Below are 24998 nucleotides of genomic sequence, written 5' to 3'. Positions count from 1 at the left end.
AAGAGCGGCGCTTGTCGATCGAGAAATGATGTGTAGTCTGTGTTTTTTGACTAGTTTGCCAGTTTCGCTGCGATATCAGCGATGCGCTGACCATACAGCTTACCGGTCGCCAGATCGCCAGCGACCACTTCATCTGCGCTGGCGTCGGAAGGTGTCTGCGCCAGCAGGCCTACTGAGCCACCCAGGTTATTCAGATCGTCGCGTTTCGCCGCTTTGGCGTTGGACGGCAACTGGTTCAGGCTGACCCAAATCCCACCGTGCTGTGAAGCCAGCGTTTGCAGATAAATCAGCGTGACCTGTTTGTCTCCGTTCAGGCTGGCGCTGTTAGTAAAACCGCCAAACACTTTGTTGCTCCAGGTGCGTGAGAACCAGGCTTTAGAGCTGGCATCTGCAAATTTCTTGAACTGCCAGGTTGGGCCGCCCATATAGGTTGGCGTACCGAAAATAATGGCATCGGCAGCGTTGAGTTTCTCCCACTCGGCGTCGCTGATATTCCCTTCTGCATCAATCGCGATGAGCTCGGCATTGGCACCCTCTGCGACGGCAGCAGCCAAACGTTGCGTGTGACCATAACCTGAATGATAAATAACGACTGCCTTTGACATAAAAAATCCTCGTTTTTTCTCTGTTGTATCGGTATGTAGATAACCTACTGTACACCGAGAAGAGATCACCCCTGTTTTATTACTCTGTAACAGTATGATACTGGAGTGAAAATGGAGGATATTCTGGTTTGAATAACCGATCGTTCAGGCTCCCGCCGAAGCAGGAGCCTGAGCATAATAGGCGTTAAGCGCTTATTTAGCGTGTTGCAGGTCGAGGCGGTAAACCGCAAAACCCGTTTCATCATTACCGACGGACGTCATCGGGTACTGTGCTTTCTCTTTGATAAACGCGGTAGCTTTCTCTGACGGCGATGTTTCAAAACGGATATCCAGTGGTGTATCGCTGACGATAGGCGCCAGACGCCAGTTGTTATCCGCCTGTGGCTTCACTTCTCCCGCCTTTTGCGTTTCCGCACTGATGTAGGCCGCCAGCACGGAACGGTTTTCATCCGGCGATGCAAAGGCCACATACTTTTCACCCGTACCGGCAAATTTCTCGCCGTAGGCGCGATAATTATTGGTGGCGATCAGGAAGGTTGCTTTGGGATCGATCGGCTTGCCGTTAAACGTCAGCGCTTTGATACGGTGCGATTTATCGTTGATTAACGCGCACTCGCTGTCATAGCGGGCAGGTTGCGTGACATCAATCTGATAATTGACGCCATCGATCACGTCGAAGTTATAGGTGCGGAAGCCATCCCAGTTGAGCAGGGATTGTGGGTCACGCTTGCTCGTATCGATTTGTTTGAACTGACCCGCAGAGCACTCCAGCCACTCCTGCACCTGCTGTCCGTTGACTTTCACCACCACCAGCGTATTCGGGTAGAGATACAAATCGGCGGCGTTACGGAAAGTGAGCTGGCCCTTTTCTACTTCGACATAGCTGGCCGGATCGTTTTTACGTCCACCGGCTTTAAACGGTGCGGCGGCGGAGAGCACTGGCAGGTCGGCCAGATCGGGATCGCCCTGAATAAAGTGTTCTACATAGGCGCGCTGAGCATTGTTGACGATCTGCACGGTTGGATCGTCCTGAATCAGCGAAAGATAGCTGTACATGTTGTCCGCGGATTTGCCGATGGGCTTGCTGACGAACTCGCGCGTGTCCTTATGCGCATCGGAAAGTACTTTCACCAGCTTGTCGTCTTCCGCCGCCAGCGATTTCTTCTGTGCTTTGTCATAGATCGGTCTGGCTTCTGCTTTCGCATTTTCCACCTTCCATGTGCCGCTGTCGTTATTCAATGTGAAATCGACGACACCGAGATGGTCACCCCACTGTCCCGGCATTACGGCAGGCACGCCGTTAAGCGTTCCCTGTTTGATATCCGCGCCTTTGATGTTGGCAAAGTCATTGCTGGGGAAAACCGCGTGAGCATGGCCAAACATGATGGCATCAACCCCAGGAATTTGGCTGAGGTAGTAAACGGAGTTTTCCGCCATGGCTTTATACGGTTCGGCGGAGAGTCCGGAGTGAGGGATAACAATCACCAGATCGGCACCTTGCTTACGCATTTCTGGCACCCATTTTTTGGCACTTTCCGTGATGTCTTCCACGGTGACCTTTCCTGTCAGATTGGCCTTATCCCATACCATGACCTGCGGCGGGACGAAGCCAATATAGCCGATGCGCAGGGTATGCTGCTTACCATCGCGATCTTTAACTGACTTGTTCTCAATGTGGTAAGGCGTAAACAGTGGTTTACCCGTTTTGGCATCCAGCACATTGGCGTTCACATAAGGGAATTTCGCACCTGACAGCGCCTTGTGCAGATAGTCCAAGCCATAGTTGAATTCGTGGTTACCGATATTACCAACGGAATAATCCAGCGTGTTCATCGCTTGATAAACCGGGTGTACATCGCCAGCCTTCAGCCCCTTCGCCGCCATGTAGTCGCCTAACGGGCTGCCCTGAATGAGGTCGCCATTATCTACCAGCACGCTGTTGGTCGCCTGTTCGCGTGCAGCGTGAATCAGGCTAGCGGTGCGCACCAGCCCAAATTTATCGGTTGGCGTATCCTTGTAGTAATCGAAATCCATCATATTGCTGTGCAGATCGGTGGTTTCTAATACCCGTAAATCAACGGTGGCGGCATGAACGGTCGTGGCGACCAGCGTAGCAAGCAGGCTGAGTGCCAGTGAATGCTTCATTGCGTAACTCCTTGTGCGGTGATTGTCGACGCGTGAGGCGATCGGGGTGTCTTTCATATCATGATGAAGTTAAAGTGATTATCGTCTCTAAATTCTGAGGATGACATCAGTAATGGCGATAATCGTAGATTGCCTCACAGATGTATAATGAATGACAGAGATGAAGTCTGCGTTACGCGCAACCGATAACGACGAGGTAGATCATGCTAGAACCTATTTGCCAACTGGCCCGTGATGCCGGTGCTGCCATTATGCAGGTTTACGACGGGCAGCATCCCGTAGATGTCGCGCACAAGAAAGACGATTCGCCAGTGACTGCCGCCGATCTTGCGGCGCATCGGGTCATTAAGGACGGGCTGGCGGCGGCGTTTCCTGATATTCCTTTGCTGTCAGAAGAGGATCCGCCTGAGTGGGAAGTCCGTCGGCACTGGCAGCGCTATTGGCTGGTCGATCCGCTGGATGGTACTAAAGAGTTCCTCAACCGCAACGGCGAATTTACGGTCAATATTGCGCTGATCGAAAACGGCCAAGCCGTGCTGGGCGTGGTTTATGTGCCAGTCACGGGCGTGATGTATTCCGCGGCGGACGGCAAAGCCTGGAAAGAAGAGAACGGTCAGCGTCGGCAAATTTGGGTGAAGCAGGCGCATCCGCCGCTAGTGGTGGTCAGCCGCTCTCATGCTGACAGTGAACTAAAAGATTATCTTAGCCAGTTAGGTGAGCACCAGACGGTGGCGATTGGGTCATCGCTAAAATTTTGTCTGGTGGCGGAAGGCGACGCGCAGCTTTATCCACGCTTCGGGCCGACTAACATTTGGGATACGGCGGCAGGCCATGCGGTAGCGGTAGCCGCCGGGGCGCAGATTCACGATTGGCAGGGGCAGCCGCTGTCTTATACGCCGCGTGAATCTTTCCTCAACCCCGGTTTTCGCGTTTCCCTGTTCTAGCCCGTTATTTCTCTTCCAGCAACTGACGCAGCAGGGACATCACCTGCTGCACTTCTTGTCCGCTCAACGCACCGTCTTTCACGAAACGGATTTTCCCTTGTTTATCCAGCACCGCGATAGCGGAGCTTTGCGGCTGTAGCTGCCAGGCTTTGTGCACGTTGCCGTTACTATCGACAATAAATTGTGACCACGGAAAGGCTTTCTTGTTGTCCTCAAGGCTACTGCGCACAAACATGCTGGTGCCGATGATGGCATCGTCAGTATTCACGATTGTCGTCGTTTGGTAATAATCATGCGGTAGGTTAGCGGCCTTCAGCGCGGAGAGGAGGGGATCGTTCATCTCTTTTGCCGAGGTGCGGCCAGCGATGTGTTGTATCACCCGTACTTTTCCGGGCAATTGCGCGCTGTTCCAGTTTTTATAACTAAACTGATTATTAAGGTACTGAAGTTCTCCTCTATCCGCGACGCCGATGGGGGGAACCGATTGGTTGAGCACCAGCGTATGGGCTGAAGCTGGGAATGAGATAAGCCCCAATAAGGGAGTGATAGAGAGCGCGAGCAGCAGGTGGCGTATTTTTATCATGGTATGTCCTTCAGTGTGGGGAGCCTGGTGCGATGTCTATTATGGAAAATGTCAGGCTATGGAATAAGCGTAGATTCAGGAAACTGGTCTGTCCTGCTCCGCGATAAAACGGTTTGTGCCCGAGTGCACAAAACCCTTATTTTTGAAGGTTTATACTAATGACTAGGGGTTTACTTAAACACTGTTCTGTAAAAATCTGTAAAAGCAGTTAAGAATACTGAATAGTGGGGAACTAAATGCCGTTTTACAGTACTAACTAGCAGTATCCGTTATCTCATTAGCGCTCCAAAACCTTAACCATGTTGGCGAAAGGGAGAGCGTAGAAAAATAAAACGGGAGAGTAAAACGATGAGGATCTTCGAACGTTACAATCCTTTGAAAGTCGCTAAATATGTGAAAACTTTGTTTCGCGGGCGGCTGTACATAAAAGGGGTTGGTGCTTTTGAGTTCGACTACGGCAAAATTCTATTGCCAAAGAAACAAGATAAGCAGCATCTTCTGGTGATGTCAGAAGTGAATCGCCAGGTCATCCGGCTTCAGGCTGAGATGGGATAAGTGATAAAGAAACGGCCCATAGCGGGCCGTTCTGGTTTGTTATGATGCTTTGCCAGACTAATCGTTAATCTGTGCTATCAACCTTCGTGCTTGATGCGACAATCGGACGGTCTTCCAGACGGGTCACCAGCAACTGATCGATCTTGTAGCTGTCGATATCCACCACCTCAAACTTATAGCCTGAGAAGCGCACCGCATCGGTACGTTTCGGGATTTTCCGCAGCGTATACATCATGAATCCGCCGATGGTTTCGTAGTTGCCAGAGTGCGGGAAGTCATCAATATTCAGCGCCCGCATCACGTCTTCTATTGGCGTACCGCCTTCAACCAGCCATGAATTCTCATCACGCGCCACAATCTGCTCTTCCATTCCCTGACCGACGAGATCGCCCATCAGGGTGGTCATCACATCATTAAGCGTGATGATGCCGACGATCAGTGCGTATTCGTTCAGTATGACCGCGAAATCTTCGCCCGCCGTTTTGAAACTTTCCAATGCTTCGGACAGTGTCAGCGTATCCGGTACGATCAGCGCCTGGCGAATCTGTACGCCGCTGCTCAACGTCAGGCTCTGGTTTCCCAGCACCCGAATCAGCAGATCTTTGGAGTCCACATAGCCGACGATCTGATCAATTGTGCCATCGCAAACCAGAAACTTGGAGTGTGGCTGCTGGGCAATTTTTTCCTTAATGCTGTCTTCGTGCTCGCGCAGATCGAAGTAGACCACACTTTCACGCGAGGTCATGGAAGACGGCACGGTACGGGATTCCAGCTCAAACACGTTCTCGATCAGTTCGTGTTCCTGCTTACGCAGTACGCCAGCCAGCGCACCGGCTTCCACCACGGCGTAAATGTCATCGGACGTGATGTCATCCTTACGCACCATCGGCAGCTTGAGCAGGCGAAAAATGACGTTAGCCAGACCGTTAAATAGCCAGACCAGCGGGCGGAAAAGGAACAGGCAGAAGCGCATGGGGTTGATTATGCGGACCGCTACGGTTTCCGGCGCAATCATACCAATGCGTTTCGGGGTGAGATCGCCAAACAGAATGAACAGGCTAGTGACAAGGACAAATGAGCAGATGAAACTGACTTTATCTGCGGATTCGGGTGACATGAATCGTTCAAACAGCATGGAAAAGGTAGGGGAAAATGCCGCATCGCCGATGATACCGGCCAGAATCGCGACGGCGTTGACGCCAATTTGAATCACGGTAAAGAAGATGCCCGGCGTTTCCTGCAACTTGAGCACTAGATTGGCGTTGATATTTCCCTCATCAGCCATCAGTTTGAGTTTAATTTTACGAGACGCCGCCAGCGAGATCTCTGACATCGAGAAAAACGCACTGATGGCAATAAGAAAAAGAATCAGTAATAGACTGTTTAACATAGTTTTTACTTTAGGTAAGTTTTCGCATGAGCCGAGATTGACGCAGCGATCCTCAGAAAGGTGAACACATAAAAGTGAACACATTATGATCGTTATTGAAGGTCAAAACCGGGCGAGGATTGGCCCGGTTCGGGGGCATTATAGCAGGAGCGGTGAAATTACCGCCAGCGGTCAACGCTGAGGCGGCAGACAGACGCCGATACCGCCTAACCCGCAGTAGCCGTTCGGGTTCTTGTGCAGGTATTGCTGGTGATCATCTTCCGCATAATAGAACGGACCCGCAGGCTCGATTTCTGTGCTGATAGCCCGGCCATCGCCGTTTTCTCTCATCGCCTGCTGAAAACGCTGAAGGCTTTCCTGCGCGGCCTGTTCCTGCTCGGATGTGAGCGTATAAATGGCGGAGCGATACTGGCTGCCGATATCACCGCCCTGACGCATCCCCTGCGCGGGGTCATGATTTTCCCAGAATAATTGCAGCAACTGAGCGTAGCTGATAACCGCAGGGTCGAAAACGACACGCACGGCTTCGGCGTGGTCGGTTTGCCCGCTGCACACTTCGCGGTAGGTCGGGTTGGGCGTGTAACCACCGATATAACCCGCTGCGGTGCTGTAGATGCCCGGCTGTTGCCAGAACAAACGCTCTGCGCCCCAGAAGCAGCCCATCGCAAAAATAGCGACAGACATGTGGTCCGGCACATGCGTCATGGAATGTTCATGCACGACGTGCAGCCTGGCTACTGGCATGGGGGTGGCACGCCCCGCTAAAGCATCGGATTGCGTAATCCGTTGCATCTTATCAATCGAATTCATCACGTTGTTAACTCCAGCTAGACTGGGTATATAACCCGCTTTCATGGAAAGCATAACCAAGAAGCCTTGGGCTGTCTTTATATCTTAATCGTGTTTAATGTTAAGGTAATGTTTATCCACAATTCGGCATAGTGATGTTTGTAGGTGAATATCTATTTTTAAGATAGAAAATTAGTATTTATCACTAATATCATGCAAAGTTGGTAGGTGATTTTAACGCTACGTGACGGATTGTCAGGTAAGCGTACAGAGACGGCCGCCAATGCGGCGGGCGAAGTGATAAAAGCCATGCTATAGGTTTTAGGCGACAGATTGATTTATCAGGGAGCTCAGTGACTATTTTCATTGCAAAAAGACGTTTCACTTCAAAGAACCGTTTCATTGGAAAAAAAAGTGTTACCGAGCAAAAAGGCGTAGCAAGACAAAAAAACGGCCTTGCTGGCTGCGGTGCACCGCGATACCGGATTCTTGGCCTGATGTGCGCACTGCTCATGCTGGCACCGGAGAGTCAGGCGGCGAGTGTGCGCCTGCAAGTCATGGGGCTGGAAGGGCAGCTACAAAAAAATGTGCGGGCACGCTTGTCTACCATTGCGGTCGATGAGGTTAATGCCGACGGACGTTTCCGCTCACGCGTCGATGAAGCGATCCGTCAGGGATTGCGCGCGCTCGGCTATTACGATCCCCAGATTGGTTTTGAATTTCGGCCTGCCGTTAACGGCGGGCGACCCGTATTGATTGCGACGGTGACGGCCGGCGAACCGGTAAAAATAGCTGGTGTGAACATCACCCTGCGTGGTGGTGCACATGACGATAAAGACTATCAACAGCTGGTTAAAGACGATCGTCCTGAAATTGGTTCTGTGTTGAATCATAGTGATTATGATCGCTTTAAAAGCGGGTTGAACGGTTTGTCATTACGCAAAGGCTATTTCGATGCACGCTTCCAGCAAAGTCAGCTTGGCGTGATGCGCGAAGAGAAAGAAGCATTTTGGGATATCGATTTTGATAGCGGGGAACGCTATCGCTTCGGCGCCGTTCATTTTCAGGGCGCACAAATCCGCGATGATTATCTGCAAAATCTGGTGCCGTTTCATGAAGGCGATGCTTATACCAGTGAGGATCTCGGCGAGTTAAACCGCCGTCTTTCCGCAACGGGGTGGTTTAATTCCGTCGTGGTGTCGCCCAATTTCGAGCAGTCAAAAAGCACTAAGGTTCTGCCGCTGGACGCAGTGGTGACGCCGCGAACCCGCAACCGCATCGAAACCGGAGTGGGTTATGCCACGGATGTTGGCCCCCGTTTTAAAACGACCTGGAATAAGCCTTGGGTGAATTCACGGGGCCACAGTTTGGAAAGCAGCCTGAGCGTGTCTGCGCCAGAGCAATCACTCGATTTTAGCTACAAAATCCCCCTGTTGAAGAACCCTCTTGAGCAGTATTACCTGTTGCAAGGTGGTTTTAAACGCGAAGATCTCAACGATACTAAATCCGATGGCACTACGGTGAACGTTGCCCGCTACTGGGATCTCTCCAGCGGCTGGCAACGTGCGATTAATTTGCGCTGGAGCCTCGATCACTTTACGCAGGCGAGCGTGACGGATACCACGATGTTGATCTATCCGGGCGTCAGCATTAACCGAACCCGCCAACGCGGCGGACTGATGCCGGTATGGGGTGATACGCAGCGCTACTCTATCGACATTTCCGACACCACTTGGGGATCGGATATCGATTTTGCCGTGGTTCAGGCACAAAACGTCTGGATTCGCACGCTGGAGGATAAACACCGCTTTGTCGTGCGCGGCAATCTGGGCTGGATAGAAACCAATAATTTCTCCCGCGTCCCGCCCTCACTGCGTTTCTTTGCCGGTGGCGATCGCAGCATTCGTGGGTATAAATACAAATCTATTTCGCCGCGTGACAGTAACGACAAACTGACTGGTGCGTCCAAGCTGGCGACCGGCTCGCTCGAATACCAATATAACGTGACGGGGAAATGGTGGGGCGCGGTTTTTGTTGATTCAGGTGAAGCAGTGAATGACATCAAACGAAGTAACTTCAAGACCGGCACGGGCGTCGGCGTGCGCTGGGCCTCGCCGATTGGTCCGGTGAAACTCGATGTTGCTATGCCGATCGGCGATGCAGAGAAGAAGAACGATGTTCAGTTCTATATCGCACTGGGGCCTGAATTATGATGGATGATAAAAACGAAAAAAAAGCACAGGATCCGGTGACAGAAGAAAACATCACGCAGGAGCGCGCGCCGACAACGCCAGCGCCAGCGCGGAAAGGACGCTGGTGGAAAAGGATAGGAATTGGGATCGTCGCTTTCTTATTGCTGCTTATTGTTGGGCTGGGTCTGCTGGTAGGAACCACGCCGGGTCTGCATCTGTTGCTGAATACCGCCGCGCGGGTGGTGCCGGGACTCAACATTGCCAGCGTGAGCGGTGGCTGGCGTGATCTAACGCTGAAAAATGTCAGCTACGAAATACCGGGCGTGACGGTAAAGAGTGATGAATTCCATCTGTCGCTCGCGCTGGGGTGCCTGCGCAAAAGCCAGTTATGTATCAATGATCTCTCGGCGAACCGCGTGGATGTCGTCGTGGATACCAAAGCCCTGCCTGTGGCAGAAGAATCACCGCCTCCTTCGACGCCAGTCACGGAAATCTCAGCACCTTTCCCTATTTCTCTGCGTCAGCTGGTACTCAATAGCGTTCAGGTTACCGTCGATGACACGGCGATTTCACTGGGCGAATTCCGTACGGGAATGCAGTGGGAAGGGCGCGCGCTGACGCTGCTGCCGACCAAAATTAGTGCGCTGCTGGTGGCCTTGCCAAAAACGCCGGTTAGTGTACTGGAAGATGGCAAAGTGACGGCGGCTGAAATGGCATCCGTCATCAAAGAAACAGCGGCGAATGTACGCGAGGCGGCGGAACAAGGCTCATCGCAAACGCTTCAAATCGATAAAGTGCTAGAGGCAAATAATACGGTCGCGGCAGCCACGACGACGGCTCTAATACCGACAGCATCGACATCAAAAACGGATAGCGCATCTGATAAGCCAGCCGAGCCTGAACAGCCGCTGGGTGAACGCCTGAGCGAACTGTTCTCCAAACCGCTGCTGCCGAATCTACCGCAGTTCACGCTGCCGCTGGATCTGAACATTGTCGAGATTCATGGCGAACAGCTGCGACTGACAGGCGATCAGGATATTTTGATTAATAACCTGTTCGTGCAGGCGTCGACCCAACAGCAGCATTTGCGTCTGGACAAACTGATCGTGCAATCGCCGCAGGGCGGGTTGAATGTACGCGGTGAGGCGACGCTTAGTGATAACTGGCCTGTCTCGCTGACGGCGAACGGCGTGTTGAATGTCGATCCGCTCAAGGGCGAAAAGCTGAAACTGACGGTCGACGGCGGCCTGCGCGAACAGCTGAATGTGGCGCTGAATCTCTCGGGACCGCAGCGTGCACAAATAGACCTACAAACTCAACTCGCGGAAGCTGGGTTGCCGCTGGTGTTGACGCTGCAAACCGAACGCGTGCGTTGGCCGCTGACGGGCGCAATACAGTATCAGGCTAGCAACGTCAGGCTGCGTTTTAACGGCAAAGCGACCGACTACGCGCTGTCGCTGCGCGGCGACCTCAGCGGTGCGGATATTCCCCCCGCGACGCTGCTGCTGGATGGTAAAGGCAACGAGCAGCAGTTTACGCTGAGCCGCTTGCGGCTGGCAGCGTTGCAGGGCAATGCCGATCTGAGTGCGCTTATCGACTGGAGTAAAGCGATCAGCTGGCGCAGTGAACTTCTGCTGAACGGGATTAACACCACGAAACAGTGGCCCGAGTGGCCTGCGAAAATAGACGGAAAGATAACGACGCGCGGTAGCGTCTATGGCGGTAGCTGGCAGTTGCAGGTGCCTGAACTGCGACTGGACGGTAACGTGAAGGCGAACAAGCTTACGGCCAGAGGTGAACTGCGCGGTAACGCGGCAGGCCAGTGGACAATACCAGGGCTGAATCTGGCGTTAGGTCGTAACCAACTGAACGTCAAAGGCGACTTGAGCGACAAGTGGCAACTGGATGCCGACATCAATGCGCCGTCGCTGGACGGCATGTTGCCCGGTCTGGCAGGGCGCGCGATAGGCACACTCAAACTACGCGGCAATCTGCGCGAACCGCAGATGTTGGCGGATATCACGGCTTCCGGGCTGCGCTGGCAGGCTATTACGATTAGCCAAGTGAGGGTGGAGGGCGATGTCCGCTCTGAGCAGCAGATTCAGGGCAAGCTCGCGGTGCGTCTTGAAGAGCTGAAGCAAGATGGCCTGAATATTAGGCTGTTAACGCTGGATGCCAGCGGCAATGAGAAACAGCATCAGCTCCGGCTGAACATGCAGGGTGAACCAGTTGCGGGGCAACTCGCGCTTTCAGGCAGCTTCGATCGTCAGGAACAACGCTGGCGCGGCACGCTGAACAATACCCGTTTCGACACCCCTGTAGGGGAATGGCGTCTGACGCAGGATATGGCGCTGGATTATCAGAATACACAGCAGAAGATCACGATTGGTACGCACTGCTGGCGTAATCCGAATGCAGAATTGTGTGTACCAAAAGCGATTGAAGCGGGGCCGAGTGGACAGGCGAGTATTCGACTGAACCGCTTTGATCTTGCCATGTTGAAACCGTTCCTGACGGAAGATACCGTGCTGGCCGGAACGTTCACGGGCGGTGCCGATATTAGTTGGCAGGCGGGACAAGGTTTACCACAGGCGAAAATCTCGCTGGTAGGGAACGGTATCAGCGTTCGCCAACAGATGCAGGGCAACACGCTGCCGATTGATTTCGACACCTTCACGCTGAATGCTGGGCTCGACCGCGGGCGTGCACAACTCGGTTGGCTGATGGCGATTCGCGAAAACGGGCGCTTCAGCGGTGATATTCAGGTGACCGATCCACAAGGTCGGCGAAATCTTGGCGGCAGCGTCACGATCAACAATATTTCGCTGGCGTTGCTCAACCCTGCGTTGAGTAAAGGAGAAAAAGCTGCGGGGATACTGAATGCGAACCTGCGTCTCGCGGGCGATGTCGCTCGACCTCAGTTATTCGGCCAAATGGTGCTGGAGCGGTTGGATATTGATGGCAACTGGATGCCGATTGACCTGACCAATGGGCGACTGGCGGTGAACTTCAGCGGGATGTCGTCAACGCTGCAAGGTTTCCTGAAAACGGACAATGGACAGTTGAACCTTGGTGGGAACGCGGACTGGTCGCGGCCTGATGCCTGGCGTGCGCGAATTGCCGCGAAAGGCCAGAAGCTGCGGGTGACGATTCCGCCTATGGCGCGGTTGGATGTTTCACCGGATATTGTTTTTGAGGCTACGCCGCAGCTGTTTGCGTTAAACGGATCGGTCAGTATTCCGTGGGCGCGAATTGTGGTTAAAGATATGCCGGAAAGCGCCGTGGCGGTGTCGTCGGATGAAGTGATGCTCGATGCTCAGCGCCAGCCGTTGAAGAAAGCCAGCGCTGCGATTCCTATTAACAGCAACCTCACGATCCGCGTTGGTAATGATGTACAGCTGGATGCATTCGGATTGGCTGCCCGTCTACAGGGCGATCTGAAGATGGTTCAGGACGAGCGCGGATTAGGGCTGAACGGTCAGATCGATATCCCGTCCGGCCGCTTTAAAGCCTATGGACAGGATCTGATCGTCCGTAAAGGACTGATTTTGTTCTCTGGCCCGCCAGATCAGCCGATCCTGAATATTGAAGCCGTGCGTAATCCAGACAACACCGCTGATGACGTCACAGCTGGCGTGCGCGTCACTGGCATGGCCGCCACGCCGAAGCTGGAAGTCTTCTCCGATCCAGCGATGTCGCAGCAGGAAGCGCTCTCTTATCTGCTGCGTGGACAGGGTTTGGACAGCGGTGGAGCAGATAGCTCGGCGATGACCTCAATGTTAGTAGGTTTAGGGGTTGCACAAAGTGGTCAAGTTGTGGGTAAAATCGGCGAGGCCTTTGGCGTAAGTAATTTAGCTCTGGATACACAGGGTGTTGGCGATAATTCTCAGGTTGTCGTCAGCGGTTACGTCCTTCCGGGTCTGCAAGTGAAATATGGAGTTGGCATATTCGATTCTTTGGCAACGTTAACGCTGCGTTACCGCCTGATGCCAAAGCTATACTTGGAAGCGGTGTCTGGAATTAGCCAGGCATTAGATGTGCTCTATCAGTTTGAGTTCTAGCGATGCGAATTATTGTTTACGGCAGTTTACGACGCAAACAGGGAAATAGTCATTGGATGACGAATGCGCAATGGTTAGGGGATTGTCAGCTCGCAGGGTTTGAGCTGTACGATCTCGGCCATTATCCGGCAGTCGTACCTGGCAATGGAGAGATCCGTTGCGAGGTTTATCGCATTAGTTCGTCGATTCTGACGGAGCTGGATGCGTTAAAACGGGACGGTCACGAATACCAGCGTGAGCTGATTCCCACTCCTCTGGGCAATGCCTGGATTTATCTGTACAAACACCCTGTTGTAGGGTTGATGCGTATTGCCAGCGGTGATTGGCTAAAGCGCAATGGAGAAGAGGCTTGAGGTTGAGTAGTTAATCAAGTCTGTCGACATAAATAAAAACACCGCGTAATGCGGTGTTTTTGATCGTGTGGTGTCTTTGAACTCGTCGCGCTTATTTGTTTTTTGCGCGCTCGAAGGACGCTACGATTTCGGCTTTTGCCGCTGCAGCATTATCCCAACCTTCAACTTTCACCCACTTACCTTTTTCCAAATCTTTGTAATGTTCAAAGAAGTGGCCGATCTGTGCGCGCAGCAGTTCAGGCAGGTCATTGACGTCTTTAATATGATCGTATTCTTTGGTCAGCTTGCTGTGCGGAACGGCAACCAGCTTGGCATCTTCGCCTGCTTCGTCGCTCATTTTCAGCACGCCAACAGGACGGCAGCGGATCACTGAGCCCGGCTGCAACGGATACGGAGTTGGAACCAGCACGTCAACCGGGTCGCCATCCAGAGACAGCGTGTGGTTGATGTAGCCATAGTTGCATGGATAAAACATGGCTGTAGACATGAAACGGTCTACAAACAGCGCACCGGTATCTTTATCAATTTCATATTTGATTGGATCGGCATTCGCGGGGATTTCAATCACTACATAGATATCTTCTGGCAGATCTTTACCTGCTGGAACATCGTTCAGACTCATGTCAGTTTCCTTCTCTTAAAACCTGAAATAGCGTGGCCGTCATTATAGCCAAAAAGCGTTTAATGTCCCTGACTTTTAGCGCGCCTGAAGCGCTATGCGGTGGCGTGAGCTGTTTAAGTAAAAATACTTTCGTTACTAAAGTTTCTTTAAAGAAAGCAGGCTTGCTACCGATAGAAACATGATCGAGATCACGTTATGTGGAGCATTTCTCCGCATTTATTTACTAGTTGTAATTCCAGGGAAATAAAAATGTTAAGAAACATCACAATCAAGACGAGCTTGATTGCTTTGTTAGGAACGATGGTATTGCTCTTATTGCTGGTCTGCGGAATTGGCATCACTTCAATCAATCAGGGAATCACGTCGCTGACGACAATCGACAAGATTCAGGGCAAAGAGGTCACTGCGCTGGCTGGGAGCTATACCGCCTCGCTGCGAGCAAGAACAGGGGCGGCCTTGGCTGCTCGTCAGATGGAAAACGGGCTGACCGATCTCGCTAATGCGTCGGTAGTACGAGCGGAAGCCTATACGGCGCTCTCCCACAAAGAAATGACGCGTTTTCTTTCCTATGGCACTGTAACGGAACGCGGCGCCAAAATGGCGGCAGAGGTTAAAAGCAACTACGAGCAATACATGAACCTTGGCGTTCAGCCAATGGTCGATGCGCTGAAACGCGGTAACGTTGCTGCTTATTACGTGTTACTGCAGGACGTGCTACCACCGCTCAGCGTTAAGATGGATAAGGTAGCGAATGAATTCCGCGACTTTGGGCTGGAAGTGGGGGAAAGCATGCTCACCGAAGCAGAAAGCTTTGCGTTTGACCGTCTGGCGATCATCGGTATTGCCTGTGTATTCGTTTTGCTGCTGGTATTGGCTGCCTGGATTGCACTGAAGCGTTCCATTTTGTCTCCGCTTGAAGAAACTGTCGCTCAGTTGGAGTTTATTGCCCACGGTGACCTGACTCAGCGTATTGCTGATGGTGGCAATAATGAAATTGGCCGCCTGATTCAGGCGATGAAGGCAATGCAGCATTCGTTGGCAACCGCCGTTGGCCGCGTCCGCGATGCGGGTATGCAGATTGACGTTGGTACTCGCGAGCTCTCTTCTGGTAATACCCATCTGGCTGCTCGTACGGAAGAGTCGGCATCGTCGTTGGAAGAAACGGCAGCCAGTATGGAGCAGTTGACTGCGACGGTAACGCTAAACGCTGAGAGTGCGGAACAAGCGCATACGCTGGCGCAAAACGTGTCTGATATTGCCAATAAAGGTAGCGAAACGGTCGGGGGCATGATTGAGAAAATGCAGATGATCTCCAGCAGCTCCGCACGTATTGGCGATATTCTGGCAGTGATTGACGGCATCGCGTTCCAAACCAATATTCTGGCGCTGAATGCGGCAGTTGAAGCCGCGCGGGCGGGTGAACAGGGACGTGGATTTGCCGTGGTTGCGGGGGAAGTCCGTAATCTGGCGCAGCGCAGTGCGCAATCGGCGAAAGAGATCAAAACGCTGATGGAAGAATCCCAGAGCCGCGTCAGTGAAGGTACCGTTATGGCAAAAATGGCGGGCGAAACAATGGACGACGTTTCTAATGCCGTGGCGCGCGTGACATCGCTAATGCGTGAGATCTCTACGGCAACGCGTGAGCAGAGCAATGGGATTGGGCAGGTGAATCTGGCGGTATCGCAGATGGATGAGGTTGCACAGCAAAATGCGTCTCTGGTCGAAGAATCCGCGGCCGCTACGCGCTCACTGGAAGATCAGGCGCGTCTGTTAGCAGAAAGCATGTCACAGTTTAAAGTGCAGTCGCAGGAGTTTGCCGCTATCGGCCGATTCTAAATGCCTGCAACTCGAATTATTTAGGGGATATCCCTCATAAAAAATTCCCGTGAAAACGGGAATTTTTTTGTCTTACTCTTCACTCTTCGGGGGACGTATTCTCGTCTTCCGGTTGTTTCTTCTTGCGCAGCTTATCCCAGATTTTACCTTCCTGTCCGCGCCATAGGCGTTGGATGTTGTCGTGGTGACGCATCAATATCAGGCAAGAGAGCATCGCGACGGGGAAGGTAAACTGTGGCTTGAACCACCAGACATAAAACGGTGCGATGAGCGCACTGACAATGGCACCGAGCGAGGAATAGCCGCTTAATAGTACGGTCAGTAGCCAAGTGCCGGTCATTAGCCCCGTCAGATCCCAACCGATTGGTGCGATGGCACCAAGAGCGGTTGCCACACCTTTACCGCCGCGAAAGTGGAAAAAGACCGGATAAATATGCCCGAGGCAGGCGGCGATGGCGGTTAACCCAAGATACAGTGGGGTAACGCCCAAGGCATAAGCGGCCCAGACAGGCAGCATGCCTTTCAGGATATCAAAGACCAATACGGTTGCAGCGGCCGCTTTGCCGCCAATACGCAATACGTTAGTGGCTCCGGGATTCCCAGAACCATGCTGACGCGGATCGGGCAGCCCAGCAATTTTGCAAAACAAAATCGCACTGGAAACAGAGCCACACAGATACGCGATTAACATCATACCAAGCGCGGTAACACTCATAACGCCATTCCGTTTAATAAGGGTCGTTTTACTCTTCTCATCTGTGGATAATACGCACATTCCGTCGGAAGTGGTATCCGACAGCGACAAAAACAGAGAACGGCGTGATGGATATCGTATTTATTGAAGAGCTTACTGTAATCACTACTATTGGTGTTTACGATTGGGAACAGACTGTCCAGCAGAAACTGGTGTTCGATATCGAAATGGGCTGGGATAACCGTCAGGCTGCAGCCAGTGACGATGTGAATGATTGTCTGAGCTATGCTGATGTCAGTGACGCGGTGATTGCCCATGTGGCAAACCAGCGCTTTGCTCTGGTGGAACGTGTTGCTGAAGAAGTCGCACACATGCTGATGCAGCGCTTCTCCATTCCCTGGTTGCGCATCAAGCTTAGCAAGCCGGGCGCCGTGGCGCAGGCGCGTCAGGTTGGGGTCATTATTGAGCGCGGCGCGCGATAAATCTGATTTCACAGAATAAATACGGGTTTACGTGCAACTAAATCGTAACCTAAATAGTCTATAAGCCAGTTATACCCGTCATACTTCAAGCTGCATGTACGTTGGCTGCGCTACTCGGCGCACTTACGTGGACCTCGCCCCGTTGGGGCCGCTGCAAGCAGCGTTCAAATCTGCCTTTGGCAGATTTGTCGCTCACCCGAATCACTTACTTGAGTAAGCTCATCGGGGTTCTTTCTCTTGCCGCCTGCATGCAACTCGAATTATTTAGGGTGTGTAGCGGCTCGCTGAAGTGCGTGGCCGCTTTTTTATGGGCTGCATTTTCGTTTTTATTAGAGGCAAGGATTTTTAGATGACTGACCTGCATTCGTTGCTAATCGCATTTATTCTTGGCGTGGTGGAAGGGCTGACCGAGTTTTTGCCCGTATCGTCTACGGGACATATGATTATTGTTGGTCATTGGTTAGGGTTTGTTGATGAGAAAGCCAAGACGTTTGAAGTTATCATCCAGCTTGGCTCGATTCTGGCGGTTGTCGTCATGTTCTGGCGCCGTCTCTTTGGCCTGATAGGGATTCACTTCGGTGAGGTCCCGCATGAGGGGAAAACCGCTGGGCGTCTGAAACTGACGCACATCCTGTTGGCAATGATCCCTGCGGTTGTGCTCGGTCTGATTTTTCATGACGTCATCAAATCGCTGTTTTATCCGCAAAACGTGATGTATGCGCTGGTTATCGGTGGCTTCCTTCTGCTAGCCGCAGAATGGTTCAAACCAAAAGAACCGCGTGCCGTTGGGCTGGATGACATTACGCATCGTCAGGCATTTATGATTGGCTGTTTTCAGTGTTTGGCGCTGTGGCCCGGCTTTTCACGTTCGGGAGCGACCATTTCCGGCGGTATGCTGATGGGGGTTAGCCGTTATGCAGCCTCTGAGTTCTCTTTTATTCTGGCGGTTCCCATGATGATGGGCGCGACTGTTCTGGATCTGTATAAAAGCTGGCATTTCCTGTCGCTCGCTGATGTGCCGATGTTTGTCGTTGGTTTCGTTACGGCGTTTGTTGTGGCGCTGATTGCGATTAAAACCTTCCTGAAAATCATCAAACGCATCTCGTTTATCCCCTTCGCGATTTACCGCTTTATCGTCGCAGGCGTTGTTTACATGGTATTTATGTAAGACTGAGCGTTTAGATTAGCGCTAGATAGAAAAGAGGCCACGGATTAACGTGGCCTCTTTGTTTTAGGTTGTGCTCGATACATCTGGCTGTTGCGCTTTCCAGTCTGCCAATGCATGAATACGGCGGCGAGCCAGCTCATTGCGCACATCAATGCCCTTAAAGCCATCGGCGACGACGCTGGCACTGCTGACCTGACTGGCGACGCGGAAGGCTTCACGCAGGTAATTGCCTTGCGGATAAGGGTTCTCTTCAAAGCCGGCTCGGCCTCTGGCATCGGCTTCGCTAGTCAGCGCTAACTGTTCCAGACGCTGCGGCTTGCGCCAGACGTCAATCGCATCAAATAACTTCAGAAGGGTTTTGGGTTGCAGTACCTGCACGGTATGAACCAGGTCATGATATTCCGCAACCAGCTTCGCCAAATCGCGAATTGGATTAGGCACGCGCAGGCGCTGACAGAGTGCTTCAACCAGTTTGACGCCCGCCGGGCCGTGGCCAAGATGACGCGGCCATAGTTCAGGTGGTGTTAGCCCTTTTCCTAAATCGTGGCACAGCGTAGCAAAACGCACGTCAATGTCAGGGCTGAGGCGTGCGGCCATTGCTACTGTCATCATGGTATGAATGCCCGTATCGATTTCCGGGTGCCATTTGGCTGGGGCTGGTACGCCATACAGATTATCGATTTCAGGGAACAGCACGGCCAGTGCGCCGCAGTCGCGCAGCACCTGAAAATAGACATCCGGCGATGAGGTGCCAAGTGCTTTTTCCGTCTCTTTCCAGACGCGCTCTGGCGTCAGATAAGCCAGCTCGCCTTCATGCGCCATTTTTTGCATCAGCGCCATGGTTTCTTCTGCAATCTGGAAACCGAGATGAGCAAAACGTGCGGCAAAACGGGCAACACGCAGAACCCGTAACGGATCTTCGCTGAAGGCGTCCGAGACGTGGCGTAGTACGCGGTTGTCGAGATCGAGACGGCCATGATAAGGATCGATCAGATCGCCACGTTCGGTACGAGCAATGGCATTGATGGTCAAATCGCGGCGTAGCAAATCCTGCTCTAACGTGACATCCGGTTCGGCATGACAGACAAATCCGGTATAGCCTTTGCCGGATTTACGTTCGGTACGCGCGAGTGCGTATTCATCGCGGCTAACGGGGTGTAAGAAGACGGGGAAATCTTTTCCGACCTGCTGGTAGCCCTGTGCAAGCAGATGCTCTGGCGTAGCGCCGACCACCACCCAATCTTTCTCAGTGACGGGTAAACCCAGCAGGCTGTCCCGAACAGCACCGCCGACAAGGTAGATCTTCAACGTCGGGCTCCTGAATAAATAACCAATATTTCATAACATACTACCATCTTTGCGCCGCCGCGTTGGCCACAGAGAAAAATGCCTGCAAGAAGCAGGCACTATTCCGGTTAGCTCATCCAGCGGTCGTTTTTCTTTTTGCGGGGAATGATATGTGGCAACAGCAGACCCAGCAGCAAGCCTATGCCAGCAACACCGCCGCCATACATAAACCACTGTAGAATGATGGTGCGCTGCTTATCGTCAAGCTGGACATTCGCCGCGCTGACTTTCTTCTGTGCGACGATAAGCTGCGTTTTCAGATCCTGATTTTCCTGACGTAATCCGTTGATAACACTATCGCTGGCAGCGACTTTCTGCTGCATATCAGCGGTACGCTGGTTCCAGGTCTGATCGATATTATTCAGTTTGTCAGTCAGGTCTTTTACCTGTTTTTCCAGTTCTGGCACTCGTGTGCGCAGGCTTGGCGTATCGCTAAGCTGGTCGAGAGGAATCCAGGTGGTGCGGTTTTTATCATCACGAATCTGTGCATAGCCCGCGCTTTCATTAACGCTGAGTAGCGTGACCTCAGTGCCAGCATTCACTGTGCCGACGATGCGATATTGATTGCCTGGCCCGCTGTGGACATACGTCAATAACTCATCGGAAATGTAGCGTTTTTCTTCCGCCTGTGCGGTCCAACTCAGCGTGAGTGAAAACAAAGTAAAACAGATTAAGCCTAATTTCTGCATAAGATCATCATGTTGCGTTAATGGTGGTCTGATAGTAGAGGCTTAAGTCTGACGAGGCAATGTATAAACCGAAATGAGAACAGTCTTACTCTTGGCTGGCATGAGCCTTAGAGGACAATGCGCTTTGTTTTTCAATAGAGGAAAGTCGCGTAGTTGATTGCAGGTTTGCATAAGAAATGCGCGCTTGTTCGCAGGTGAAAAAGAGTGTGTACGGTAAGGGTAGTAAGGTGCAGTAAAATGTTATTTACTGACATGATAATGAACGCGGTCTTGGTGTTGTGAATGCTATGAGTGAAGAAATTGAGCTGAAGTTTATTGTTCATCCCGACAGCGTTGAATCGCTGCTGACGCAACTGGCTGAATGGGAGAGTGATTATAGCCAGTATGAGCACATGCGTGCTGAGAGTCTGAGCAATATCTATTATGAAACGGCGGATAACTATCTGCGCCGTAATGGCATTGGTCTGCGTATTCGCGGCGAGAATGAACGCTACGAAATGACGGCGAAAACAGCCGGCAAGGTGATTGGCGGGCTGCACCAGCACCCTGAGTATAACGTTGCGCTGGAGAAAGCAGAGCTGGATCTCAGCCTGTTTCCTGCGGAAGTTTGGCCGGAAGATTGCGATGTTGAAGCGCTGCAATCGTCGCTTAACCCGCTGTTTAGCACAGACTTTACGCGTGAGAAGTGGGTGTTTACTTACTACCAAAGCGTGATTGAGGTTGCGTTAGATCGTGGTGAAATTCGCGCTGGCGATCTGAGTGAACCGCTGTGCGAACTGGAGATGGAGCTCAAGGTGGGACAGACCACTCATCTGCTGGCCTTGGCAAAGGAAATCGCGGAGTTTGGTGGTATGCGCCAGGGCAGCCTCAGTAAGGCGGCACGTGGGTACCATCTGGCTAAAGGCAATCCGGTTCGCGAGTGTCTTCCTCTCAATCGATTGGTTGTGGATCCTAAAACCAACATCGATCAGGCTATCCGCGCGGCGCTGGAATTGGCTTTGAGTCACTGGCAATACCATGAAGAACTGTGGGTAAGGGGGGATTCCTCTGCTCGTGAAGCTCTACCACAGGCCAGTGCGTTGATGCGCGAAATGCTGGTGCTGGTGGGGGGCGTCGTGTTACGCAAGGTCACCACGCTTTTCCGCTCTGCACTCGCCACTCTGGAAAGCCGGTTAGAAGGCGCTGACGGGCCGGAAATCTGTTACAGCACCGACTACCTGCAAAGTAAGTTGGTACTGACTTCCTGGCTGGTCGAGTCTGGCTGGCGTGACTACATGGATAATAAAGATCGCATTAAGTTACAGGGATCGTTCAAACGCTTTGCTGACATTATGCTCAGCCGCAGCACTGCGGAGCTGAAAAGCGCCTTCTCTTCTAAATTGACGGAAGCGCAGTACGAACAGCAAATTCCTCGTCTGCAACGTAATCTCTACGCTTTTCTCCTTTTATCCGGTGCTTACCCGACGGATCAGGTAGAAGTCTACGTTGAACACTGGCAGATACTGCTACAGGAAATTGAGCATCTCGCTGCCGATCGGGAACCTTCAGTGTATCTGGAAGCCAATCGTAAAGCCGTGTTGACCCTGCCCCCGTTCTGGCTGCATAGCGGCGGACCATCACAGTAACCGTTAACTGCCGCCTGTCAGTGACGATAGGCGGCGCATCAAGGGAACCCCCATGTCGATACTTCCTTTGCCCGCTTTACCTGTGCTTCTGACGGAACAATCTCAGCGCGCTGTGTCGCGTTTGCGCGAGGCCGCGCCTGATGAACCGATAACAGACAGCGACGCGGCTGTTCTGGCATTGAGTGATTTTGTCAGCGATGCGCTTGCGCTGCATCCTGACTGGTGGCAGGGGATTCATCAGCAGCCTCCACAGCCTGAAGAGTGGCAGCACTATGCCGATTGGTTGAGCAACGCACTGGTTGACGTTAACGATGAAAATGCGTTGATGGCGGCATTGCGTCGGTTTCGCCGCCATATGCTGACGCGAATTGCGTGGTCACAGGCGCTGCAAACCAGTACCACGGAACACACGCTGCGTCAGCTTAGCGAGCTGGCCGAGGTGGTGATTGTGGCGGCCAGAAGCTGGCTATATCAGGCCTGTTGTCGTGAGTGGGGCACACCTTGCAATGCGCAGGGCGTGGCTCAGCCTCTGCTGATTCTTGGCATGGGAAAATTGGGTGGGGGAGAGCTTAACTTTTCTTCAGATATCGACCTGATCTTCGTCTATCCCGAAAATGGTCATACGCAAGGCGGACGGCGCGAGCTGGATAATGCACAGTTCTTCACGCGTTTGGGACAGCGGCTGATTAAGGTGCTGGATCAGCCGACCGTTGATGGTTTTGTTTACCGTGTGGATATGCGGCTACGTCCCTTTGGTGACAGCGGGCCACTGGTGCTCAGTTTTGCGGCCATGGAGGATTATTATCAGGAACAGGGTCGCGACTGGGAACGCTACGCGATGGTCAAAGCGCGTTTGATGGGCGGGATGGACGATGCGTACAGCCAGGAGTTGCGTAGTACGTTGAAGCCTTTCGTCTTTCGTCGCTATATCGATTTTAGCGTGATCCAGTCCTTACGAAATATGAAGGGCATGATTGCGCGCGAAGTGCGTCGCCGGGATCTGCGTAATAACATCAAGTTGGGGGCCGGTGGGATTCGTGAAATCGAATTTATCACGCAGGTTTTCCAACTGATTCGTGGCGGACGTGAACCGCTGCTGCAGGGACGTTCACTGTTGCCTACGCTCCAGCATGTGGGAACATTGGGGTTATTAACTCCACAGCAAGTGCTCGATCTCAGTACCTCTTACCTGTTCCTGCGCCGTCTGGAGAATCTGCTGCAGGCGATTGCCGATGAGCAGACGCAAACGTTGCCGAATGATGAACTGAATCAGCAGCGACTGGCATGGGGAATGGGTTTCGACAGCTGGGATACGCTGCAATCCATGCTGGAACAGCATATGCAGGCGGTGCGTCACGTATTTGATGACCTAATTGGCGATGATGCGCCGGACAACAATGATATCCCTGAACATGGCAGCTATAGCAGCCTATGGCAGGACACGCTGGATGATGGTGAGCTGGCTCCACTGACGCCGCATCTTACGGAAACCGTGCGTGAAAAACTGATGCGGGTGATTGTGGAATTCCGCCACGATGTAGCGAAACGCACAATAGGGCCGCGTGGGCGGGATGTACTGGATCAGCTCATGCCGTGTTTGCTGGCGGAAGTCTGTGCCCGCCAGGAGGCAGATACGGTACTGTCTCGCCTGACCCCACTGCTATTGGGGATCGTTACGCGTACTACCTATCTTGAGCTGTTGCTGGAGTCTCGTGCTGCGCTGGCTCAGTTGATTCGCCTGTGTGCGGCTTCGCCGATGGTTGCCAGCCAACTAGCGCGTTATCCCCTTCTGTTGGATGAATTGCTCGATGCGTCAACGCTGTATCAACCGACGGCACCGAGCGCGTATGCCGATGAGCTACGTCAGTATCTGATGCGCGTCCCTGAGGACGATGAAGAACAACAGCTGGAAGCCGTTCGTCAATTCAAGCAGTCACAACAGTTACGTATCGCCGCAGGAGATATCGGTGGTGTACTGCCGGTGATGAAAGTGAGCGATCACTTAACGTATTTGGCAGAGGCGATTATCGCCGCAGTGGTTCAGCAGGCGTGGGGGCAGATGGTGGTGCGCTACGGCCAACCCTCCCACTTGCAGCATCGTGAAGGCCGTGGGTTTGCCGTTATTGCCTACGGTAAGCTCGGCGGTTGGGAACTGGGGTATAGCTCCGATCTGGATCTGGTGTTCTTGCTGGATTGTCCATCGGACGTGATGACGGATGGCGAACGCAGTATTGATGGACGTCAGTTTTACCTGCGCCTTGCTCAGCGTGTGATGCATCTGTTTAGCACTCGGACGTCATCAGGCATTCTGTATGAAGTTGATGCCCGTCTGCGACCATCGGGCGCGGCTGGCATGTTGGTGAGTACGGTTGAAGCGTTTGATGATTACCAGCGTAATGAGGCGTGGACGTGGGAGCATCAGGCGCTGGTGCGTGCGCGTATGGTGTACGGCGAAAGCGGCGTGCAGCAAACATTTGAATCTATTCGTCGCAGTATCCTCTGTACAGAGCGTGATGCTGATACCTTGCGAACCGAAGTGCGGGAAATGCGCGAAAAAATGCGTCAGCATTTGGCGAACAAAGATAAATCACTCTTTGATATCAAAACGGATGCGGGCGGTATTACGGATATCGAATTTATCGCCCAGTATCTGGTGCTGCGCTATGCCGCGCAGGAACCGCGTTTGACTCGCTGGTCAGACAATGTGCGTATTCTGGAACTGATGGCGCAGTATGGCGTGATGGAAGAGAGTGAAGCCAACGCGCTCAAGCTGGCCTACGTTACGATGCGCAATGAACTGCACCATCTGGCTTTGCAGGAACTGTCTGGGCGGGTTAGCAAGGATCGGTTTGTTGCGGAACGGGAACAGGTGCTAGTGAGTTGGAATAAATGGCTGATGGGTGAGTAAGTTTTCTCAA

General features: G+C 52.6%; 19 protein-coding genes. 10 read left to right on the top strand and 9 right to left on the bottom strand.

The genetic code is table 11. The annotated features are described in order from the left end of the window. Positions 1–50: 50 nt before the first annotated feature. Together A0G03_RS17300 and A0G03_RS17295 are read right to left on the bottom strand one after the other, a co-directional pair. Positions 51–605 carry a flavodoxin family protein gene (locus tag A0G03_RS17300; RefSeq protein WP_048262077.1) on the bottom strand — a complete coding sequence of 185 codons (555 nt, stop codon included), beginning with the start codon at positions 603–605 and terminating at the stop codon, positions 51–53. A 192-nt stretch (positions 606–797) separates the two neighbouring features. Next, a complete protein-coding gene (locus tag A0G03_RS17295; protein WP_048262075.1) occupies positions 798–2750 on the bottom strand; it encodes a bifunctional 2',3'-cyclic-nucleotide 2'-phosphodiesterase/3'-nucleotidase in 1953 nt (650 codons plus the stop codon). Between the two features lie 203 nt (positions 2751–2953). Between A0G03_RS17295 and cysQ the strand changes: the two genes are divergently transcribed. Then, positions 2954–3694: a 3'(2'),5'-bisphosphate nucleotidase CysQ gene (gene cysQ / locus A0G03_RS17290; protein WP_048262074.1), complete on the top strand. Its 741-nt coding sequence runs from the start codon at positions 2954–2956 to the stop codon at positions 3692–3694. Between the two features lie 4 nt (positions 3695–3698). Here the strand turns inward: cysQ and A0G03_RS17285 are convergent, their stop codons facing one another. Beyond that, positions 3699–4277 (bottom strand): YtfJ family protein, encoded by a 579-nt coding sequence (locus A0G03_RS17285; protein WP_048262072.1) that lies wholly within the window; start codon positions 4275–4277, stop codon positions 3699–3701. Positions 4278–4625: 348 nt separating this feature from the next. Here A0G03_RS17285 and A0G03_RS17280 point away from each other — a divergent pair, with 348 nt between their 5' ends. Then, the gene (locus tag A0G03_RS17280; RefSeq protein ID WP_005974755.1) at positions 4626–4832 is read left to right on the top strand and encodes a DUF1107 domain-containing protein; all 207 of its coding nucleotides are present in this window, start codon (positions 4626–4628) and stop codon (positions 4830–4832) included. Between the two features lie 64 nt (positions 4833–4896). On the opposite strand, the gene paeA is transcribed toward A0G03_RS17280, so the two are convergent. Together paeA and msrA are read right to left on the bottom strand one after the other, a co-directional pair. Continuing rightward, entirely contained in the window at positions 4897–6222 is a 1326-nt protein-coding gene (paeA, locus tag A0G03_RS17275) for a polyamine export protein PaeA (protein ID WP_048262071.1), read from the bottom strand. Between the two features lie 171 nt (positions 6223–6393). Further along, positions 6394–7032, bottom strand: coding sequence for a peptide-methionine (S)-S-oxide reductase MsrA (msrA, locus tag A0G03_RS17270; protein WP_048262068.1), 639 nt, complete (start codon positions 7030–7032; stop codon positions 6394–6396). 476 nt (positions 7033–7508) lie between these two features. Here msrA and tamA point away from each other — a divergent pair, with 476 nt between their 5' ends. Genes tamA through A0G03_RS17255 form a run of 3 tightly spaced genes read left to right on the top strand, consistent with a single transcriptional unit; the run spans position 7509 to position 13617 of the window. Next, positions 7509–9224 (top strand): autotransporter assembly complex protein TamA, encoded by a 1716-nt coding sequence (gene tamA, locus A0G03_RS17265; protein WP_101749533.1) that lies wholly within the window; start codon positions 7509–7511, stop codon positions 9222–9224. Then, positions 9221–13264, top strand: a complete 4044-nt coding sequence (gene tamB / locus A0G03_RS17260; RefSeq protein ID WP_048262065.1) for an autotransporter assembly complex protein TamB — start codon at positions 9221–9223, stop codon at positions 13262–13264. The genes tamA and tamB overlap by 4 nt, the downstream gene beginning before the upstream one ends. Before the next feature lie 2 nt (positions 13265–13266). Beyond that, positions 13267–13617 carry a gamma-glutamylcyclotransferase family protein gene (locus tag A0G03_RS17255; RefSeq protein WP_048262062.1) on the top strand — a complete coding sequence of 117 codons (351 nt, stop codon included), beginning with the start codon at positions 13267–13269 and terminating at the stop codon, positions 13615–13617. A gap of 91 nt (positions 13618–13708) precedes the next feature. Here the strand turns inward: A0G03_RS17255 and ppa are convergent, their stop codons facing one another. After that, the gene (ppa, locus tag A0G03_RS17250; protein ID WP_048262061.1) at positions 13709–14239 is read right to left on the bottom strand and encodes an inorganic diphosphatase; all 531 of its coding nucleotides are present in this window, start codon (positions 14237–14239) and stop codon (positions 13709–13711) included. Between the two features lie 249 nt (positions 14240–14488). Here ppa and A0G03_RS17245 point away from each other — a divergent pair, with 249 nt between their 5' ends. Beyond that, the gene (locus A0G03_RS17245; protein WP_048262059.1) at positions 14489–16075 is read left to right on the top strand and encodes a methyl-accepting chemotaxis protein; all 1587 of its coding nucleotides are present in this window, start codon (positions 14489–14491) and stop codon (positions 16073–16075) included. A 79-nt stretch (positions 16076–16154) separates the two neighbouring features. Here the strand turns inward: A0G03_RS17245 and plsY are convergent, their stop codons facing one another. Continuing rightward, positions 16155–16790 (bottom strand): glycerol-3-phosphate 1-O-acyltransferase PlsY, encoded by a 636-nt coding sequence (gene plsY, locus A0G03_RS17240; protein WP_048262057.1) that lies wholly within the window; start codon positions 16788–16790, stop codon positions 16155–16157. 107 nt (positions 16791–16897) lie between these two features. Here plsY and folB point away from each other — a divergent pair, with 107 nt between their 5' ends. Continuing rightward, positions 16898–17251 (top strand): bifunctional dihydroneopterin aldolase/7,8-dihydroneopterin epimerase, encoded by a 354-nt coding sequence (folB, locus tag A0G03_RS17235; RefSeq protein WP_048262055.1) that lies wholly within the window; start codon positions 16898–16900, stop codon positions 17249–17251. A gap of 349 nt (positions 17252–17600) precedes the next feature. After that, positions 17601–18419, top strand: coding sequence for an undecaprenyl-diphosphate phosphatase (gene bacA, locus A0G03_RS17225; protein ID WP_048262053.1), 819 nt, complete (start codon positions 17601–17603; stop codon positions 18417–18419). 63 nt (positions 18420–18482) lie between these two features. Here bacA and A0G03_RS17220 read toward each other — a convergent pair whose 3' ends face one another. Together A0G03_RS17220 and A0G03_RS17215 are read right to left on the bottom strand one after the other, a co-directional pair. Beyond that, entirely contained in the window at positions 18483–19727 is a 1245-nt protein-coding gene (locus A0G03_RS17220) for a multifunctional CCA addition/repair protein (RefSeq protein WP_048262050.1), read from the bottom strand. Positions 19728–19834: 107 nt separating this feature from the next. Next, complete coding sequence (locus A0G03_RS17215) at positions 19835–20455, bottom strand: TIGR04211 family SH3 domain-containing protein (protein WP_048262048.1); 621 nt, start codon at positions 20453–20455, stop codon at positions 19835–19837. Positions 20456–20742: 287 nt separating this feature from the next. Between A0G03_RS17215 and A0G03_RS17210 the strand changes: the two genes are divergently transcribed. Next, positions 20743–22080, top strand: coding sequence for a CYTH domain-containing protein (locus A0G03_RS17210; protein WP_048262046.1), 1338 nt, complete (start codon positions 20743–20745; stop codon positions 22078–22080). Positions 22081–22132: 52 nt separating this feature from the next. Continuing rightward, positions 22133–24988 carry a bifunctional [glutamate--ammonia ligase]-adenylyl-L-tyrosine phosphorylase/[glutamate--ammonia-ligase] adenylyltransferase gene (gene glnE / locus A0G03_RS17205; protein ID WP_048262044.1) on the top strand — a complete coding sequence of 952 codons (2856 nt, stop codon included), beginning with the start codon at positions 22133–22135 and terminating at the stop codon, positions 24986–24988. Positions 24989–24998 lie beyond the last annotated feature (10 nt).

Origin of the sequence: Pectobacterium peruviense (assembly GCF_002847345.1) — a bacterium.
Classification (GTDB): Bacteria; Pseudomonadota; Gammaproteobacteria; order Enterobacterales; family Enterobacteriaceae; genus Pectobacterium; species Pectobacterium peruviense.
Note: the sequence above shows the minus strand (reverse complement) of the source record. Positions and strands in the feature narration are given on the sequence as shown.